Source organism: Ruminococcus sp. AM42-11 (genome assembly GCF_003480145.1).
In the GTDB taxonomy this organism is placed as follows: domain Bacteria; phylum Bacillota; class Clostridia; order Lachnospirales; family Lachnospiraceae; genus Blautia_A; species Blautia_A faecis.
This window is the reverse complement of the sequence record NZ_QUIO01000008.1, coordinates 46,202-62,352: the sequence shown is the minus strand read 5'-3', so window position 1 is coordinate 62,352 and position 16,151 is coordinate 46,202. Positions and strand designations below refer to the sequence as shown.

Genomic DNA, 16,151 nt, shown 5'->3' with positions numbered 1-16,151 from the left:
GTGAAGGGAATGGAGAGAATCGAAGAAATTCTGGATGGCGTAAAGACCATGGGAATTGGGGGACATGTTCGCCCGGATGGTGACTGTGTAGGTTCCTGCATGGCACTTTATCTGTATATAAAGAAATGGTATCCTGAAATCAAGGCAGATATCTATCTGGAGAAGCCGAAGCCGGTATTCGGACATATTGCATGCATGGATGAGGTACATTATGAAGCAGGTGAGCCCAGAGAGTATGATCTTTTTGTGACCTGTGATGTAAGCGCTCCTGACCGTCTGGCAGTGGCGGCTGATTATTTTGCTTCTGCGAAAAAGACCGTCTGCATTGACCATCATGTGAGCAATCCGGGATTTGCAGATGTGAACCACGTACATGGTGAGATCAGCTCTGCCAGCGAGGTTCTGTATAAGCTTCTTGACAAAGAAAAAATCAATCTGGATATTGCAACTGCTATTTATACCGGAATGATCCACGATACAGGTGTATTCCAGTATTCCTCCACATCTCCGGACACCATGCGTATTGCCGGTGACCTGATGGAAAAAGGCGTTGATTTTTCCAATATTATTGACGAATCCTTCTATCAGAAAAGCTACATTCAGAATCAGGTCATGGGACGTGTTCTGGCAGAGAGCATTATGCTTCTGGATGGCAAATGTATCGTTGGCTACATGAAGCTGAGAGACATGGATTTCTATGGGGTAAAGCCGTCAGACCTGGATGGAATCGTAAGCCAGCTCCGTCTTACGAAAGGTGTGGAAGTGGCAATGTTTATTTACGAGCATGAAAGCCAGGTATTCAAGGTATCACTCCGTTCCAACGGTTCTGTAGATGTAAGCAAGATCGCTTCCTATTTCGGAGGAGGCGGACATGTGAAAGCAGCAGGCTGCGATCTGGCCGGTTCCATGTACGACGTTATCAATAATATTTCAGAGCAGATCGAAAAACAGCTTTTAGGACAGGATAAGTAATGGCAGATTTTCAGGGAATCATTGTAATTCACAAGGAAAAAGGCTTTACCTCCCATGATGTGGTAGCCAAGCTTCGGGGAATTCTCCATATGAAAAAAATAGGACATACAGGGACTCTTGACCCGGATGCTACCGGTGTTTTGCCGGTAGCTCTTGGAAAAGGCACCAAGCTGGTGGATCTTCTTACAGATAAGGAAAAAACGTATGAGGCAGTGCTTCATCTGGGAATCGACACGGATACTCAGGATATGTCCGGAACAGTTCTGGAAGAGCGTCCGGTGAATGTGACCGAGGAGGAAGTGCGAAAAGTACTGAAAAGCTTTGTAGGGGAGCAGCTTCAGGTTCCGCCTATGTATTCTGCTCTGAAGGTAAATGGAAAGAAACTTTATGAGCTGGCAAGAGAGGGCAAAACGGTTGAGCGAAAAGCCAGGCCAGTGTGTTTCTACGAGATAGAGCCTCTGGAATTTCATCTTCCGCTGGTGAAAATAAGAGTGACCTGCAGTAAGGGAACCTATATCCGCACCTTGTGCCATGATATTGGCGAGAAGCTTGGCTGTGGCGGCTGTATGGAAGAACTGCTCCGGTCAAGGGTTGGTCGGTATTCTCTCTTTGAGAGCCATACGCTTGCCCAGGTGGAAGCTGCTGTGGCAGATGGAACCGTCCAGGATATGATCGACCCGGTGGAAGCAGTTCTGGCTGAGTACCCCGCTCTTTATGCGGATTCTTACGGGGACAGGCTTCTGGCAAATGGAAATCCGCTGTCCGACAATCTGGTTCGTCCCCAGCACAAAGAGGGTTGGGTGCGCATGTACGCCAGTGACGGAACTTTTACAGGTATTTTTCAGTGGGATGCAGGGAAGAAGAAATATTATCCGGTGAAAATGTTCTGAATAATAAAGTGACGATTCAGCAGGTGCTGAACAGTTACCAATCAGGCATAAACTGGTTTGACAGGAGAGATTATGGAATACCTGAAGATAGAGGGTGAGTTTCCAAAACTTGCCAACTGTGCAGTAACAATGGGAAAATTTGACGGGATCCACCGTGGCCACAGAAAATTGGTTGAGAAGATCAGGGAGCGGAAGACACTTGGAGAACAGGCTGTCCTTTTTGCTATTGATGCTTCCAGCAACATGATCCTTACCAGGCAGGAACGTGCTTCCATTCTTGAAAAGCTTGGCGTGGATGTGCTGGTAGAATGCCAGTTAAATGACAGGATCCGGCATATGAAGGCTGAGAATTTTATAAAAGAGATTCTTATGGGAGATCTTGGGGCATCCTACGTAGTAGTGGGAGAAGACAACCGGTTTGGCTTCGAGCGGAAAGGTACGCCCCGGCTTCTTATGGAATTTGGAGAAAAGTATGGCTTTGATGTGGAAATCCTTTCCAAAGAAATGGATGGACACAGGAAGATCAGCAGTACCTATATCAGAGAAGAACTGAAAAAAGGAAATATGGAGAAAGTTACTTCCCTTATGGGAAGGGATTACTTTGTGGAAGGTCAGGTGGTACATGGCAGGGGAATGGGACATAAGGTTCTGCTTCCCACTACCAATCTCGTGCCTCCCAGGACCAAGATCCTGCCCCCAAACGGCGTGTATGTGACAAGCTCTTATTTCGGAGATAAGATATACCACGGAATTACCAACATTGGCTGTAAGCCTACGGTTGGTGAGAGCTTTATAGGGGTGGAAACCTATCTTTTTGACTGTAGGGAAGATCTCTACGGAGAGGAATGCCGGGTGGATTTCAAAAAGTTTTTGAGGCCGGAAAGGAAATTTCCGTCTCTAGAGGCGCTGAAGAGCAGACTTCTGGCAGATGCAGAGGACGGCCGGAGATATTTTGAGAAAACTGAGAAATAATATCGGGAAGAAAAACGAAAAAAACAGTTTACAGAATCTGGCGGGTATGCTATACTAGGCAAGGTGTGAGCAGGTTTAGTGTTACTGTTCACATATCAGACAGCCCATATTCAGGGGTTGGACACTCCGACCGTCTCTTAATATGCGGCGATTACGTTCCCACAGGATTACCTGCATGGGCGACCATTAAAAATAAGGAGGAAATCAAAATGATTTCAAAAGAAAAGAAAGCAGCAATCATGAAAGAGTATGCAAGATGTGAGGGAGATACTGGTTCACCAGAGGTACAGGTAGCTGTTCTTACTGCAAGAATCCAGGAGCTTACTGAGCATTTACAGAACAACCACAAGGATCATCATTCCAGACGTGGTCTGCTGAAAATGGTAGGTCAGAGACGTGGACTGTTAGCTTACTTAAAGAAAACAGACATCGAAAGATACCGTGCACTGATTGAGAAATTAGGTTTAAGAAAATAATTAGTATGCGGAAGGGGCGGATATCCATCCGCCCTATTTTAAGATGTAAGGAAAGTTATGATTGTTCACAGACAAGCTTCCTACCGGAGCTTTTGTGGATAGTGACAAGTGTCACAATAGAGGCACTATTGTCTGTAAGGGCGACCTGACAGATAAAGATTTCCGAGACTTCTGAAAAGGACATTTGAAGAAACCTGTCTACAGCAATATCAAATGTGTTTTTCAGTCGTTTCGGACTTCTGTTGTGACAGAGGCAAAGAGAGCTGCAATATACGTTGGTCAGAACTGGTTTTCACAGTTTCTGCAGAAGTGTAGGGTGGCTTCAGATCAATATTTTATATGAAAAAGGAGAGAAGACATGTACAAAAGTTATTCCATGGAATTAGCTGGAAGAACACTTACCGTAGATATCGGACGTGTTGCGAAACAGGCCAATGGCGCAGCACTTATGCATTATGGTGATACCACTGTACTTGCTACAGCAACTGCATCCAAGGAGCCAAGAGAGGGAATCGATTTTTTCCCGTTAAGCGTTGAATATGAAGAGAAAATGTACGCCGTAGGAAAGATTCCGGGCGGTTTCAATAAGAGAGAGGGAAAGGCAAGCGAGCACGCAATCCTTACCTCCCGTGTTATCGACAGACCTATGCGTCCTCTGTTCCCGAAGGATTACAGAAACGATGTAACACTGGTAGACATGGTTATGTCTGTAGATCCGGAGTGCAACCCGGAGATCCCGGCTATGCTTGGTTCTTCCCTTGCTACCTGTATTTCTGATATTCCATTTGATGGCCCATGTGCAACGACACAGATCGGCCTGATCAATGGAGAGTATGTTGTGAACCCTACACTGGCTCAGAAGGATATTTCTGACCTTCAGCTGACAGTAGCTTCCACAAGAGATAAGGTTATCATGATCGAGGCCGGTGCCAACGAGGTTCCGGAGGATCAGATGATCGAGGCTATTTATAAAGCACATGAAGTAAACCAGGAGATCATCAGATTCTTCGATCAGATCATCGCTGAGTGCGGGAAAGAGAAACACAGCTATGAGTCCTGTGCAGTTCCGCAGGAGCTGTTTGACGCCATCAAGGAGATCGTTCCTCCGGAAGAAATGGAAGTTGCCGTATTCTCTGATGACAAGCAGACAAGAGAGAATAATATTGCCCAGATCACAGACAAGCTGAAAGAAGCTTTTGCAGAGAAGGAAGAGTGGCTTGCTGTTCTTGGTGAGGCTGTTTATCAGTATCAGAAGAAAACCGTTCGTAAGATGATCCTGAAAGATCACAAACGTCCGGACGGCCGTGCGATCACACAGATCCGTCCTCTGGCAGCAGAGGTTGACATCATCCCGAGAGTACATGGCTCCGCTATGTTCACCCGTGGACAGACTCAGATCTGTACCATTACTACTCTGGCACCTCTTGCAGAGGCACAGAGAATTGACGGACTTGACGAGTTTGAGACAAGCAAGAGATATATGCATCACTACAATTTCCCATCCTATTCTGTAGGTGAGACAAAGCCATCCAGAGGACCGGGACGCCGTGAGATCGGTCATGGAGCACTTGCTGAGAGAGCACTTGTACCGGTGCTTCCAAGCGTAGAAGAATTCCCATATGCAATCCGTACTGTATCTGAGACCTTTGAGTCAAACGGATCTACCTCCCAGGCAAGTATCTGTGCATCCACCATGTCTCTTGAGGCTGCCGGTGTACCGATTAAGAAGCCGGTTGCAGGTATTTCCTGTGGTCTTGTAACAGGTGACACAGATGATGACTATATCGTTCTTACTGATATCCAGGGACTTGAGGACTTCTTTGGCGACATGGACTTCAAGGTAGCCGGAACTCATGACGGTATCACAGCGATTCAGATGGATATTAAGATCCACGGTCTTACAAGACAGATCGTAGAAGAAGCAATCAGACGTACTAAGGAAGCAAGAGAGTACATCCTTAATGAAGTTATTGAGAAATGTATCCCTGCACCTCGTACAACTGTTGGAAAATATGCTCCGAAGATCATCCAGATCCAGATCGATCCTCAGAAGATCGGTGATGTTGTTGGCCAGAGAGGTAAGACCATCAACACCATCATCGAGCGCACAGGCGTTAAAATCGATATCACAGATGAGGGTGCTGTATCTATCTGCGGCGTAGATGACAAGAACATGCAGGAAGCAAAGCGCATGGTTGAGATCATTGCTTCTGACTTCGAGCAGGGACAGATCCTTACCGGACAGGTTGTAAGCATCAAGGAGTTTGGCGCATTTGTTGAGTTCGCACCTGGCAAAGAGGGAATGGTTCACATTTCCAAGATCTGCAAGGAGAGAATCAACCGCGTAGAGGATGTTCTTACACTTGGAGATAAGGTAACTGTTGTATGCCTTGGAAAAGACAAGATGGGAAGAATGAGCTTCAGCATCAAGGATGTTCCGGCAGAGGCAAAATAAGAATAAAATGCAAGGCCACTGTGTATGAAAAGCACAGTGACAGCTTGGGGGATGCCGGACAGATGTGCCCGGCATTCTTTATATCCGCTGCAGAGTCGGAGCTTTGGAAAAGGCGTCTGCACGGGACAAACAGGAGGAAACATGAAAAGAATTGCAAAATTTCATAAAGTAAGTAAAGAGCGCTTTGTGGCAGACTGGATGGATACTTTTGAGGGCGTGTCTGCTGATGAGGCAGAGAAGATTTATGAGGGAATCCGTCTTCCAAGACGAGCTACTGCCGGAAGCGCAGGCTATGATTTCTTTTCCCCGGCTGATTTTACCATCAAGCCAGGAGAGACCATCAAGATTCCGACCGGGATCCGTGTGGAGATGGATCAGGAGTGGGTGCTGAAATGCTATCCAAGAAGCGGCCTGGGATTTAAATTCCGTCTGCAGCTGAATAATACGGTGGGGATTATTGACAGCGATTATTTTTATTCTGACAATGAAGGTCATATTTTTGCCAAGCTGACAAATGACACCAATGAGAACAAAGTGGTAGAATTGAAGGCAGATACAGGCTTTATGCAGGGAATCTTCGTTGAGTATGGGATTACCGTAGACGATGATGTGACAGATGTGAGAAATGGCGGGTTTGGAAGTACGACGAAGTAACCCGCTGCGGCATCCTCGCAGTTTTATGGGAAATACAAAAGCAGGTAAATGTGATGAATTTATCAATCACAGATACCTGCTTTTATTGTTCTTAAGCTTTTTTCAAATTTTGCAGAAAGCCTTTTTCAAACAGGCTCCCGCAGGAAATCTCTTTAAAGACCACCGGGAAGATTACTTTGATGCTCCCGCAGGAAATTTCTTTAAAGATCACCGGAGAGATTACTCTAAAGGTGTTCCGGCAGCTTCTGCTTCCCGCGCATTCTGTAAAACAGTGTCAAATGCGATAGCAGCCTTATTGTACTCTTCGTCGCTTTCAATATTGGAAAGCATGGGAGCACCCTCTGCAGTGCGGGTGAAGGAATACAGATAAACTTCACCGTCATGATTCTGGCCCTCTTCGTCAAGAGGAAGAAGCGCAATATACTCCTTTGCATCTACCGGGAAAATGGTAAGGATGGCGCATTCTACCTCAGTATCATCCTCCATGGTAAGAGTAATGGTGCTGTGCTGGTTTGCGTCAGTGCTGCATCCGCCGCATGTGGAACAGTCGGAACCGCCGCAGGATGAGCTGCTTCCACAGCTGCTGCAGGAGTTTGTCATATCTGAATCACTCATTAAAAATACCTCACTTTATAAAAAATTTGTATTTATATGTTACCTGTGAAAAAACATGTTCATGCTGTAAAACAAGGTAACACCGGGACTTCTTTAGCTTCGTTTTCACTGGTAACGGTATGCCCGGACAATATTTAGATTGTACCAGAAAAATAGGGTTTTGTGAATAGGGAAATCTGTGTTATAATGAAGAAAGTGTTAGAATATATTGAATATTCACAGGCAATATCTTATGAGAGGTTTTGGGTGAATGAAGTTCACTGGAAACTTTGAAAAAATGGGCAAAATCATGTACAGAAGGATTTTTGTGCATCATATAAATTTTTACAGATTGGAGAACAACATGAAGCTTGTATCATGGAACGTAAATGGAATCCGTGCCTGTATCACCAAGGGCTTTGAAGAAAGCTTTGCGAAGTTGGATGCAGACATTTTCTGCCTTCAGGAGACCAAATGTCAGGAGAACCAGGTGAAGCTGGAGCTTCCAGGTTATTATCAATATTGGAATTATGCGAACCGCAAGGGATATTCCGGAACAGCTGTTTTTACGAAAAAAGAGCCGTTGTCCGTGACCTACGGACTTGGAATAGAGGAACACGATAAAGAAGGCCGTGTGATCACTGCAGAGATGGACGATTTTTATCTGGTTACCGTATATACGCCCAATTCCCAGTCAGAGCTTCGAAGACTGGAATACCGCATGGAATGGGAAAGAGATTTTCTGGCTTATCTTCTGAAGCTTCAGGAGAAAAAGCCTGTGATCTGCTGTGGAGACATGAATGTGGCACATCAGGAAATTGACCTGAAGAATCCTAAGACCAACCGGATGAACGCAGGCTTCACAGATGAAGAGAGAGCCTGCTTTACCAGAACTCTGGAAGCTGGATTTATTGATACATTTCGTTACTTTTATCCGGAGCTTGAGGGCGCCTACTCCTGGTGGTCTTACCGATTTAAGGCAAGAGAGAAGAATGCCGGATGGAGAATTGATTATTTCATCACCTCTCCGTCCTTGAAAGAGAATCTGGAGGATGCGAAGATTCACAGCGAGATAATGGGGTCCGACCATTGTCCTGTAGAACTGGATCTGAAATTTTAGACCATAGGGAGTCCTGTATGGCAGGATCTGGGGATAAACAGATATCATCGGATGATTTTATTTCATGAGAAAGATTGCATTGTGCAGATTCCCTTTGGGAAACGTGCTCTGTGTACAAAAATGGCTACAGACGAGACAGCAGACAAAGACAGGAGGGCTTATAAAGTGCCAATACCGGGAAATAAGAGCGTTGTTGTGACATACGGTTATCCTCTTTTACTTGGGGTAACCCAGATGGCAGATGGATATAATTTTGCAGTGGAAGCGGAAGAGGATTCTGAGGTTTACCTGCTCCTTTACAGGAAGAGGGGAAGAGAGCCCTTTTATGAGCTTCTTCTGGATGAAAAATATCGTACAGGACGGATTTTTTCTGTCTTTATGAAAAAATTAAATGTAACCAATCTGGAGTACAATTTTAAGATAAACGGGGAAATCTATCTGGATCCCTGTGCCAGCAGGATCAGCGGAAGAGAGCATTTTGGGGCAGCGTGGGAGGAAGATCCACACAAGGTGCGCTGCAGCTTCTGGTCCGGAAATGGTTATGACTGGGGGGATGAGAAAGCACCGGAAACAGACTTTGAAGATATGATCCTCTATAAAGTACATGTCCGGGGATACACCAGGCAGGCTAAGCTGCCGACAGGTCTCCGGGGAACTTTTTCCGGTCTGGTACAGATGATCCCATACTGGCAGGAGCTTGGCATTAATACAGTAGAGCTTATGCCGGCCTATGAATTTATGGAGGTGGTTCCGCCAAAGGAGCCAGACGGTCTTGTTTCCCAGAAGGGGAAAAAAGACGAGGTAAATTACTGGGGATATGGAAATGGTCTTTATTTTGCGCCAAAGAGTGCTTATTGCGCTACCCGGGATCCCCACAGGGAATTTTGTGACATGATCAGGGCTTTTCACAAAGCAGGGATTGGCTGTATCATGGAAATGTATTTTCCGGCGGAGGTTAATCCTTTAATGGCACTTCGTGCAGTGCAGTTCTGGAAACAGAATTATCATGTGGACGGCTTTCATATTCTGGGAGAAGGGGCACCTCTTGACCTGATCATGAAGGACGGACTGCTTGCAGGAACGAAGATCATGGCAGAAGGAATGGATACGGCTGCTCTTTATAAGAACCGCAGACCAGGAAAGCGATGCTTTGCGGAATATAATCTGGGATTTTTGCAGGATATGCGCAGATTCCTGAAAAGCGATGAGGATATGGTTCCGGCTGTGCAGTACCGCATCCGTCATAATCCAGATGACCATGGAGTGATCAATTATATTACCTGCCAGGACGGTTTTACTTTAAATGACCTTGTTTCCTACAATTATAAGCACAATGAGGCAAATGGGGAAGGCAATAACGACGGTTGCAGCTATAATTATTCCTGGAATTGCGGCATTGAAGGACCAAGCCGGAAGCAGTGGATCCGTCAGATGAGGGAGCGCCAGATGCGTGCTGCTTTTGCTATGATGCTGTTTTCCCAGGGAGTGCCCATGATCTATGGCGGTGATGAGATCGGCAATTCCCAGGAAGGAAACAATAATGCTTACTGCCAGGACAATTCCATTGGCTGGATTGACTGGCGGGGACTGCGAAGAAATGCCAGCATGCTTGCCTTTGTAAAAAAGGCAGTTGCACTTCGGAAGGCTCATCCTGTCCTTCATATGAGTGAGAGCATGAAAGAAGCAGATTACCTGGGCAAGGGATTTCCGGATATGTCTTTTCATGGGGAACGTGCATGGTTCTGCAACATGGAAAATACCAGCCGCATGATCGGCGTGATGCTGTGCGGGGCATATGCAAAGCTGCCGGACGGAAGTGAGGATGATTTCCTTTATACAGGCTATAATTTTCACTGGGAAACCAGGGATATTGCTCTTCCCAATCTGCCAGAGGGGATGGAGTGGAAGAAAGTGATGGATACCGGAGATCTGACCTGTGACGGATTTTATGGGGAAAATGGCCAGGTCTATGAAAGAGCCGTGGAGGTGGGACCGCGTACAGTGGTTGTACTTCAGGGTGTGAAGAAACCGGAGCCTGAAAGAAAGCATACTGGCAAAGGAAAAAAGAATGAAAAACTGCCAGGCGCAGAAGCGAAGAAAACTGCAGCTTCAGACAATACTGTGACAGAAGCTGAGAATAAGGAAAGGAGGTCCGGCGACAATGCATCCATGGCTTCACTTTAAAACAATCACAAAGCATAAGCTGATGGTTATGCACTATTGCTTCCGAATCGGACTTTACAAGCAGGGGCTTCTCCATGACCTTTCCAAATATACCCCGTCGGAATTTCTGGTGGGCTGCAAATATTATCAGGGAAACAGAAGCCCAAATAACGCAGAACGTGAGGATACGGGCGTGTCTACCGCCTGGCTCCATCATAAAGGGCGCAATAAGCATCATTATGAGCATTGGGTGGATTATTCCATAAATGATCCGGAGCATGTGATCATGGGGGCGAAAATGCCCCGCAGATATGTGGCAGAGATGGTGATGGACCGGATCAGTGCCTCCAGGACTTATCTTGGGGACGCATATGACAATCACGAGCCGCTGGAATATTTCCTGAAAAGCAAGCCGAAGCTGTGGTTTGTACATCCCCAGACGAAAAAAGAGTTAGAGGGGCTGCTTCGGATCCTTAGTGACAAGGGGGAAGAAAAGGCTTTATGGTATATTAAGCATGTTTATCTGAAAGGGAAGGATAAGTAGTTTCATATTCCGTGTTTATCAAGCGCAGACTTTCAAAAAAATATACAATATCACTTGCACTTTCATACTCTTCTGTGGTAAAGTATGAAATATGTTATTTTGCTGTCCGGATGATTTGGGGACAGCAGATTTTATAACAGAGGAGGAGAAAAAATTGAGTGGTACAACAGTGATAATTCTGATTGCTTTTGTGTTTTACCTTGCCATGATGATCGTCATCGGCGCGGTTTACATGAAAAAGACCTCCAGCTCAGAGGATTATTTCCTTGGAGGACGAGGACTGAACGGATGGGTGGCAGCACTTTCTGCACAGGCTTCTGATATGAGCGGATGGCTTCTGATGGGTCTTCCCGGAGCCATTTATTCTTTTGGATCCGGACAGATCTGGATCGCAGTGGGACTTTTTATCGGAACTGTCCTCAACTGGGTATGTATTTCCGGAAGACTTCGTAAATACACCATCGCAGCAAACAATTCCATGACCATCCCGGCATTTTTCGAGAACCGCTACCGTGATAAGAAAAAGATCCTGCTTCTGATTTCGTCAGTGGTAATTGTAATCTTTTTCCTGGTGTATACAGCTTCTGCGCTGGCAGCAGGCGGTAAGCTGTTCAATACCGTATTTGGACTTGATTATCATGTAGCTCTGGCTATCGGAGCAGCGGTTATTCTTTGCTACACCTTCATGGGCGGCTTTATGGCGGTCTGTGTAACAGATTTTGTGCAGGGAACCCTGATGCTTATCGGACTTCTTGTAGTTCCGCTGGTGGCATATTTCCTGCTTCCAGGCAATCTTACAGACCTGATCTCCCAGAGCAGCGTGACCGGCGGTGCAGGCGCTTATCTGAATCCGTTTATGAATGGAGACAGGCCATATACTTTTATAGAGATATTTTCCCAGCTGGCATGGGGCTTTGGATACTGTGGAATGCCTCACGTACTGGTAAGATTTATGGCAGTTAAGAATGAGAAAGAATTAAAGAAATCCTGGGCGATTGCCATTGTATGGGATCTTCTTTCCCTGTCAGCTGCATTTGCAATCGCTGTGATCGGAAGAGCTTACCTGCTTCCTGTTATTCTTGGGGAGAACGGAGCCGCTTCTTCTGAGAGCGTATTTATTGAGATGATCCGTAAGGTGTTTACCTCAGAGCTTGCGCTTCCCTTTATCGGCGGGCTGTTCCTTTGCGGAATCCTTGCAGCGATCATGTCCACAGCGGATTCCCAGCTTCTGGTAACTGCTTCTGCAGTATCTGAGGATCTGTATCACAGCTTTATCAAGAAGGATGCTGACACAGAGGAAATTCTGAAAGTAAGCCGTATCACGGTTATTGTGATTGCAGTGATTGCATTTGCCATTGCATGGAATCCGGACAGCAGTATTATGGGACTGGTTTCCAATGCATGGGCAGGACTTGGTTCCGCATTTGGACCGATCGTGGTAATGTCCCTGTTCTGGAGAAGAACCAATCTTCCAGGTGCCATTGCAGGTATGGTGACTGGCGGACTTACCGTTATTATCTGGGACTATATTCCGTTAGTTGGAGGACAGACACTGGGAACCTATACAGGACTTTATTCCCTGGCAGTTGGTTTCCTGTTCAGTCTGGTGATGATTGTAATCGTCAGCCTTGTTACGAAGGTTCCATCTAAAGAAATCACAGATGAGTTTGACAGAGTTGCTGCGAAATAATGCGATTGCATGATCGTTGACCATCGTGAAGCGTGTTACAGGTTACGATGCGACCATTAAGAAAGTTTATAAAAAAGGTAGTCCTTACATGGAAAGGGCTACCTTTTTTTCTGAAAATTTGTTATAATAATAACATCTTTATCTGGGAACGAAAGACATTGTATATCAGTGTCTGGCAGAAAACGGACGTAATAAATCTGCATTCCCATAACAGAAAGGGGCAACACAAGATGAAAAAATATGATTATTTAATTGTAGGAGCCGGACTTTTTGGAGCTGTATTTGCTCACGAAGCTACTAAGAAGGGCAAGACCTGCCTGGTGATCGACAAGCGTGATCATATCGGCGGTAATATTTACACAGAGGAAGTAGAAGGCATCCAGGTCCACAAGTATGGCGCACATATTTTCCATACCTCTAAGAAGGAAATCTGGGACTATGTGAACCAGTTTACAGAATTTAACCACTTTGTAAATTCACCTATTGCAGTGTATAAGGATGAACTGTATAATCTTCCGTTTAATATGAATACATTCCATCAGCTCTGGGGGGTACGGACTCCGGCAGAGGCGAAGGCGAAGATTCAGGAGCAGATCAGCCGTATGCACATCACACACCCGAAGAACCTGGAAGAGCAGGCACTGGCGCTGGTGGGACAGGATGTGTACGAGAAGCTGGTAGAGGGCTATACCCGCAAGCAGTGGGGAAGAGAGTGTAAGGAACTTCCGTCCTTTATTATCAAGAGACTTCCTCTTCGTTACACCTATGATAATAACTATTTTAAGGATCCCTATCAGGGTATTCCGAAGGGAGGCTATACCCGTATTATCAAGAAGCTTCTGGAGGGTGTCCAGGTTTGCCTGAAGACGGATTTCTTTGCAAACAGAGAAGAGCTCACTGCACAGGCAGATAAGATCCTTTTTACCGGTATGATCGATGAATTTTATGATTACTGCTATGGTGAGCTGGAGTACCGTTCCCTGCGTTTTGAGACAGAAGTGCTTGATATGGGGAACTATCAGGGAAATGCGGTTGTGAACTATACCGATTATGAGGTGCCCTATACCCGTATTATTGAGCATAAGCACTTCGAGTTTGGGACACAGCCGAAGACTGTTATCACAAGAGAATATCCGGCAGCATGGGAGAAGGGAAAAGAGCCATATTATCCCATTAATGATCCGAAGAATGACGAGCTCTTTGACAAGTATGAGCGTCGTGCATTAGAAGAGAAGAATGTACTCTTCGGTGGACGACTGGGCATGTACCGCTATATGGATATGGACAAGGTAATTGAGGAAGCTCTTAATATGGCTGAGACCGAGCTGACCTACGAAGAAGTATAAAGGAGAATACTATGGATACCCCGACTATTACACAATACTACAGAGAATCGGACCCGGCCAGACGTCTGGCACTTTTGAATATGTCCATTGAGGCAGGAGAGGAGCCAGAGCTGAATCAGATCCGCAGGGAGCTTTGGGACATCCGTTATCAGGATCCGTCTGAGCTTGGCGGTGATACTCGTGCTGACGGTTTGATCGCACTGTGGATGCTGATGGAGTTTAATAAGGACAGCGGCAAGCGCTTTATGGGAGTCCGCGGCGGACGTAAGGAGATCATGAAGCAGCTGAATAAAATGAAGTTTCAGGAAATCTGCGCCAAGGGTAAGGATTATGAAGAGCTTCTTTACAGAGAGTGCTGCCATATGGTGAAGACTTATATGGAGCTTAGTGAGTCGGATAAGGCTTATAACAGCACACTGTTTGGGATTATGAAAATGAGCAGTGAGCGCGCCAAGGACAAGCTGAAAGCGGATATTTATGATACTGCCGTGGTGCTTCCGCAGACATTGAAGATGGAAGAAGAGCTTGGAATCGTCACCCGCGCCGCCCGGGAAATGTACGAACTGCATTTTCCAGGAGAGGGAAGCCTGGGAGCAGACAGATAACATGTCAGGCAAAAAAAGCCTGACATGTATAAAAGATATAAAATTATAAAGTTCTTAGTACCGCAGCAATCTCCGAATCTGGAGCTGGCTGCGGTATTTATTATGCAGCTCCAGCCCCAGTGCCTTCTCACATGCATCCAGAATCACATCATAATAGGTAAACTGATAAATATTTCCTGCAATCTGTACACAATTATACCGCTGCAAAGAAGTCCCGATCTGTTCCATGGAAAACTGGAAATCAAGCTTCGCCTGCAGCATACGCATTAAGGTAAAGGACACAAACCCAATCACAAAATGGGCATTGATCTTATCCGGTGTCCAGATGAAGGTAGCAGAGGAGTCATACTGGCTTTTGGAATCAAGGAAAATTTTCTCCATATGACGAAGTCCGCTGAAAAGACGATAAGGGGAAAGGTTATCCGCCTCCAGATTATCAGTAGCAATGGCAGTGTATCCGTCCAGCTTCAATCCGGTACGCTTTCCGGAAGACTCCCTGGCAAGGCGCTGCTGTCTGGCCTGAAGCTCATGGTAATATACAAATTGTTTTTCCCTATCCTCAAAAATCCGCTCTTTATAAAGAAGAGGGATAGTCTGATGCTTTTCATTCAGAATTTTCATTTCCTGATAACCATCCTTCAGTACCCAATCCTTAAATTCTGCATTCGCAGTATGTACCGGCAGACCATAAATATATCCGTCTGCCGGTACTCCATTGCAAATAAAAGGCTCCTCCTCCGGACGCGCAGGGGCAGTATTATAAAAACGGGTTCTGGGATTCTCTCTCTTTAATTGCTTTACGGCATTAAAAACAGACTGGTTCAACACAGTACCACTGGTAGACAGGTCATATGCAATGGGGAGTCCATTTCTGTCCGTGAGAAGATCCAGGTGAAGGGTGGAATCTGTACGTCTGGCATTGGGCTGCGTGTCAGAGGGCATGCTTCCAGGAATGGAAAAATTATAGCTGGTGTGATCCAAAAATGCAGAAGTAGTATCTCTGGAAAGGATACTGCCGGAATGCTCATAAATCCACTTCTGCAGATCTTTTTGCAGTTTCACGATAACATGAAAGGCAGAATCCAGGTCTTCGTCTGAGATGCTTCCGGATCTTCGAAGTAGAGTCCTTTTTCAATAGCTTCATTCCAGGTACAATTCGGGTAAAGCGCACGGGAAATGACCATATATCGGAAAAGCTCTTCTATATTATAGGGGAGAGATAGATTCCAGGTCCTGGTACGCCAGAAAATGTCCAGCTGAAGCTCCTTATAAAGGTATTTCAAAATGCCGTAGCCTACATTTTTCAGAGAGTGTTCTCCCGGAGAGAGAGCAGTAGTAAGGTCAACATATACCACAGAGTTCTTTTTGGCTTCTCGCTCCTGGTTCATATCAGCCACAACCTTCTCGAAATGGCTGATGGGATCCGGGTAATCCTTCTTTAAATCTTCCAGATATCCCAACCCCATAATGGTTTTCTGACGAGTGGCTTTCTTCTCTTTATCGTAGTAGGATTCGGTGATGGCAAGGTAAGTTCCCTTTGCCTTAGGGGTCTTTTTGAGAAACATAGGGGGTCCTCCTGTATGCTTTATCATTTGAAAATGAAGATGGTGCGTATTCCTTGTTTGTCAATTGTATAAGTGCATTGGTTTTCTGGCATTTATTATAGCACA

15 protein-coding genes are annotated in these 16,151 nt (G+C 45.6%); 12 read left to right on the top strand and 3 right to left on the bottom strand.

Annotated features, from left to right (window positions below):
- Positions 1-9 precede the first annotated feature (9 nt).
- The 6 genes from DW904_RS06700 to DW904_RS06675 all read left to right on the top strand — a co-directional run bounded on the left by DW904_RS06700 (position 10) and on the right by DW904_RS06675 (position 6,419).
- The gene (locus DW904_RS06700; RefSeq protein WP_118578678.1) at positions 10-972 is read left to right on the top strand and encodes a bifunctional oligoribonuclease/PAP phosphatase NrnA; all 963 of its coding nucleotides are present in this window, start codon (positions 10-12) and stop codon (positions 970-972) included.
- Complete coding sequence (gene truB / locus DW904_RS06695) at positions 972-1,862, top strand: tRNA pseudouridine(55) synthase TruB (protein WP_118578676.1); 891 nt, start codon at positions 972-974, stop codon at positions 1,860-1,862. Before DW904_RS06700 ends, truB begins: the two co-directional genes overlap by 1 nt.
- Positions 1,863-1,934: 72 nt before the next feature.
- The gene (locus DW904_RS06690; RefSeq protein ID WP_118578674.1) at positions 1,935-2,834 is read left to right on the top strand and encodes a bifunctional riboflavin kinase/FAD synthetase; all 900 of its coding nucleotides are present in this window, start codon (positions 1,935-1,937) and stop codon (positions 2,832-2,834) included.
- Between the two features lie 209 nt (positions 2,835-3,043).
- A complete protein-coding gene (rpsO, locus tag DW904_RS06685; RefSeq protein WP_117853474.1) occupies positions 3,044-3,310 on the top strand; it encodes a 30S ribosomal protein S15 in 267 nt (88 codons plus the stop codon).
- Positions 3,311-3,668: 358 nt separating this feature from the next.
- Positions 3,669-5,765: a polyribonucleotide nucleotidyltransferase gene (locus DW904_RS06680; RefSeq protein ID WP_118578672.1), complete on the top strand. Its 2,097-nt coding sequence runs from the start codon at positions 3,669-3,671 to the stop codon at positions 5,763-5,765.
- A gap of 141 nt (positions 5,766-5,906) precedes the next feature.
- Complete coding sequence (locus DW904_RS06675; protein ID WP_118578670.1) at positions 5,907-6,419, top strand: deoxyuridine 5'-triphosphate nucleotidohydrolase; 513 nt, start codon at positions 5,907-5,909, stop codon at positions 6,417-6,419.
- 219 nt (positions 6,420-6,638) lie between these two features.
- Here the strand turns inward: DW904_RS06675 and DW904_RS06670 are convergent, their stop codons facing one another.
- Positions 6,639-7,034: a DUF1292 domain-containing protein gene (locus tag DW904_RS06670; RefSeq protein ID WP_118578668.1), complete on the bottom strand. Its 396-nt coding sequence runs from the start codon at positions 7,032-7,034 to the stop codon at positions 6,639-6,641.
- Positions 7,035-7,377: 343 nt separating this feature from the next.
- Here DW904_RS06670 and DW904_RS06665 point away from each other — a divergent pair, with 343 nt between their 5' ends.
- From DW904_RS06665 to DW904_RS06640, 6 genes are all read left to right on the top strand, one after another.
- Positions 7,378-8,133 carry an exodeoxyribonuclease III gene (locus tag DW904_RS06665; protein WP_118578760.1) on the top strand — a complete coding sequence of 252 codons (756 nt, stop codon included), beginning with the start codon at positions 7,378-7,380 and terminating at the stop codon, positions 8,131-8,133.
- Between the two features lie 51 nt (positions 8,134-8,184).
- Positions 8,185-10,317 carry a Type II secretory pathway, pullulanase PulA and related glycosidase gene (locus DW904_RS06660; RefSeq protein WP_202187680.1) on the top strand — a complete coding sequence of 711 codons (2,133 nt, stop codon included), beginning with the start codon at positions 8,185-8,187 and terminating at the stop codon, positions 10,315-10,317.
- Complete coding sequence (locus DW904_RS06655; protein WP_118578666.1) at positions 10,295-10,840, top strand: DUF5662 family protein; 546 nt, start codon at positions 10,295-10,297, stop codon at positions 10,838-10,840. The genes DW904_RS06660 and DW904_RS06655 overlap by 23 nt, the downstream gene beginning before the upstream one ends.
- A 154-nt stretch (positions 10,841-10,994) precedes the next feature.
- The gene (putP, locus tag DW904_RS06650) at positions 10,995-12,530 is read left to right on the top strand and encodes a sodium/proline symporter PutP (RefSeq protein WP_202187679.1); all 1,536 of its coding nucleotides are present in this window, start codon (positions 10,995-10,997) and stop codon (positions 12,528-12,530) included.
- A gap of 230 nt (positions 12,531-12,760) precedes the next feature.
- Complete coding sequence (gene glf / locus DW904_RS06645) at positions 12,761-13,876, top strand: UDP-galactopyranose mutase (protein WP_118578662.1); 1,116 nt, start codon at positions 12,761-12,763, stop codon at positions 13,874-13,876.
- Between the two features lie 11 nt (positions 13,877-13,887).
- Positions 13,888-14,481, top strand: coding sequence for a DUF6553 family protein (locus DW904_RS06640; RefSeq protein ID WP_118578660.1), 594 nt, complete (start codon positions 13,888-13,890; stop codon positions 14,479-14,481).
- A gap of 54 nt (positions 14,482-14,535) precedes the next feature.
- Here DW904_RS06640 and DW904_RS06635 read toward each other — a convergent pair whose 3' ends face one another.
- Both DW904_RS06635 and DW904_RS06630 read right to left on the bottom strand, forming a co-directional pair.
- The gene (locus tag DW904_RS06635) at positions 14,536-15,543 is read right to left on the bottom strand and encodes a hypothetical protein (RefSeq protein ID WP_118578658.1); all 1,008 of its coding nucleotides are present in this window, start codon (positions 15,541-15,543) and stop codon (positions 14,536-14,538) included.
- A complete protein-coding gene (locus DW904_RS06630; RefSeq protein WP_118578656.1) occupies positions 15,540-16,046 on the bottom strand; it encodes a hypothetical protein in 507 nt (168 codons plus the stop codon). Before DW904_RS06630 ends, DW904_RS06635 begins: the two co-directional genes overlap by 4 nt.
- Positions 16,047-16,151: the final 105 nt, after the last annotated feature.

Bases quoted from the DNA above. Each gene is read 5' to 3' on its own strand.
- DW904_RS06680 (WP_118578672.1), top strand. From the start codon at position 3,669: ATGTACAAAAGTTATTCCATGGAATTAGCTGGAAGAACACTTACCGTA.
- glf (WP_118578662.1), top strand. From the start codon at position 12,761: ATGAAAAAATATGATTATTTAATTGTAGGAGCCGGACTTTTTGGAGCT.
- rpsO (WP_117853474.1), top strand. From the start codon at position 3,044: ATGATTTCAAAAGAAAAGAAAGCAGCAATCATGAAAGAGTATGCAAGA.
- truB (WP_118578676.1), top strand. From the start codon at position 972: ATGGCAGATTTTCAGGGAATCATTGTAATTCACAAGGAAAAAGGCTTT.
- DW904_RS06630 (WP_118578656.1), bottom strand. From the start codon at position 16,046: ATGTTTCTCAAAAAGACCCCTAAGGCAAAGGGAACTTACCTTGCCATC.
- DW904_RS06640 (WP_118578660.1), top strand. From the start codon at position 13,888: ATGGATACCCCGACTATTACACAATACTACAGAGAATCGGACCCGGCC.
- DW904_RS06690 (WP_118578674.1), top strand. From the start codon at position 1,935: ATGGAATACCTGAAGATAGAGGGTGAGTTTCCAAAACTTGCCAACTGT.
- DW904_RS06660 (WP_202187680.1), top strand. From the start codon at position 8,185: ATGATTTTATTTCATGAGAAAGATTGCATTGTGCAGATTCCCTTTGGG.
- DW904_RS06675 (WP_118578670.1), top strand. From the start codon at position 5,907: ATGAAAAGAATTGCAAAATTTCATAAAGTAAGTAAAGAGCGCTTTGTG.
- DW904_RS06665 (WP_118578760.1), top strand. From the start codon at position 7,378: ATGAAGCTTGTATCATGGAACGTAAATGGAATCCGTGCCTGTATCACC.
- DW904_RS06700 (WP_118578678.1), top strand. From the start codon at position 10: ATGGAGAGAATCGAAGAAATTCTGGATGGCGTAAAGACCATGGGAATT.
- DW904_RS06670 (WP_118578668.1), bottom strand. From the start codon at position 7,034: ATGAGTGATTCAGATATGACAAACTCCTGCAGCAGCTGTGGAAGCAGC.
- DW904_RS06655 (WP_118578666.1), top strand. From the start codon at position 10,295: ATGCATCCATGGCTTCACTTTAAAACAATCACAAAGCATAAGCTGATG.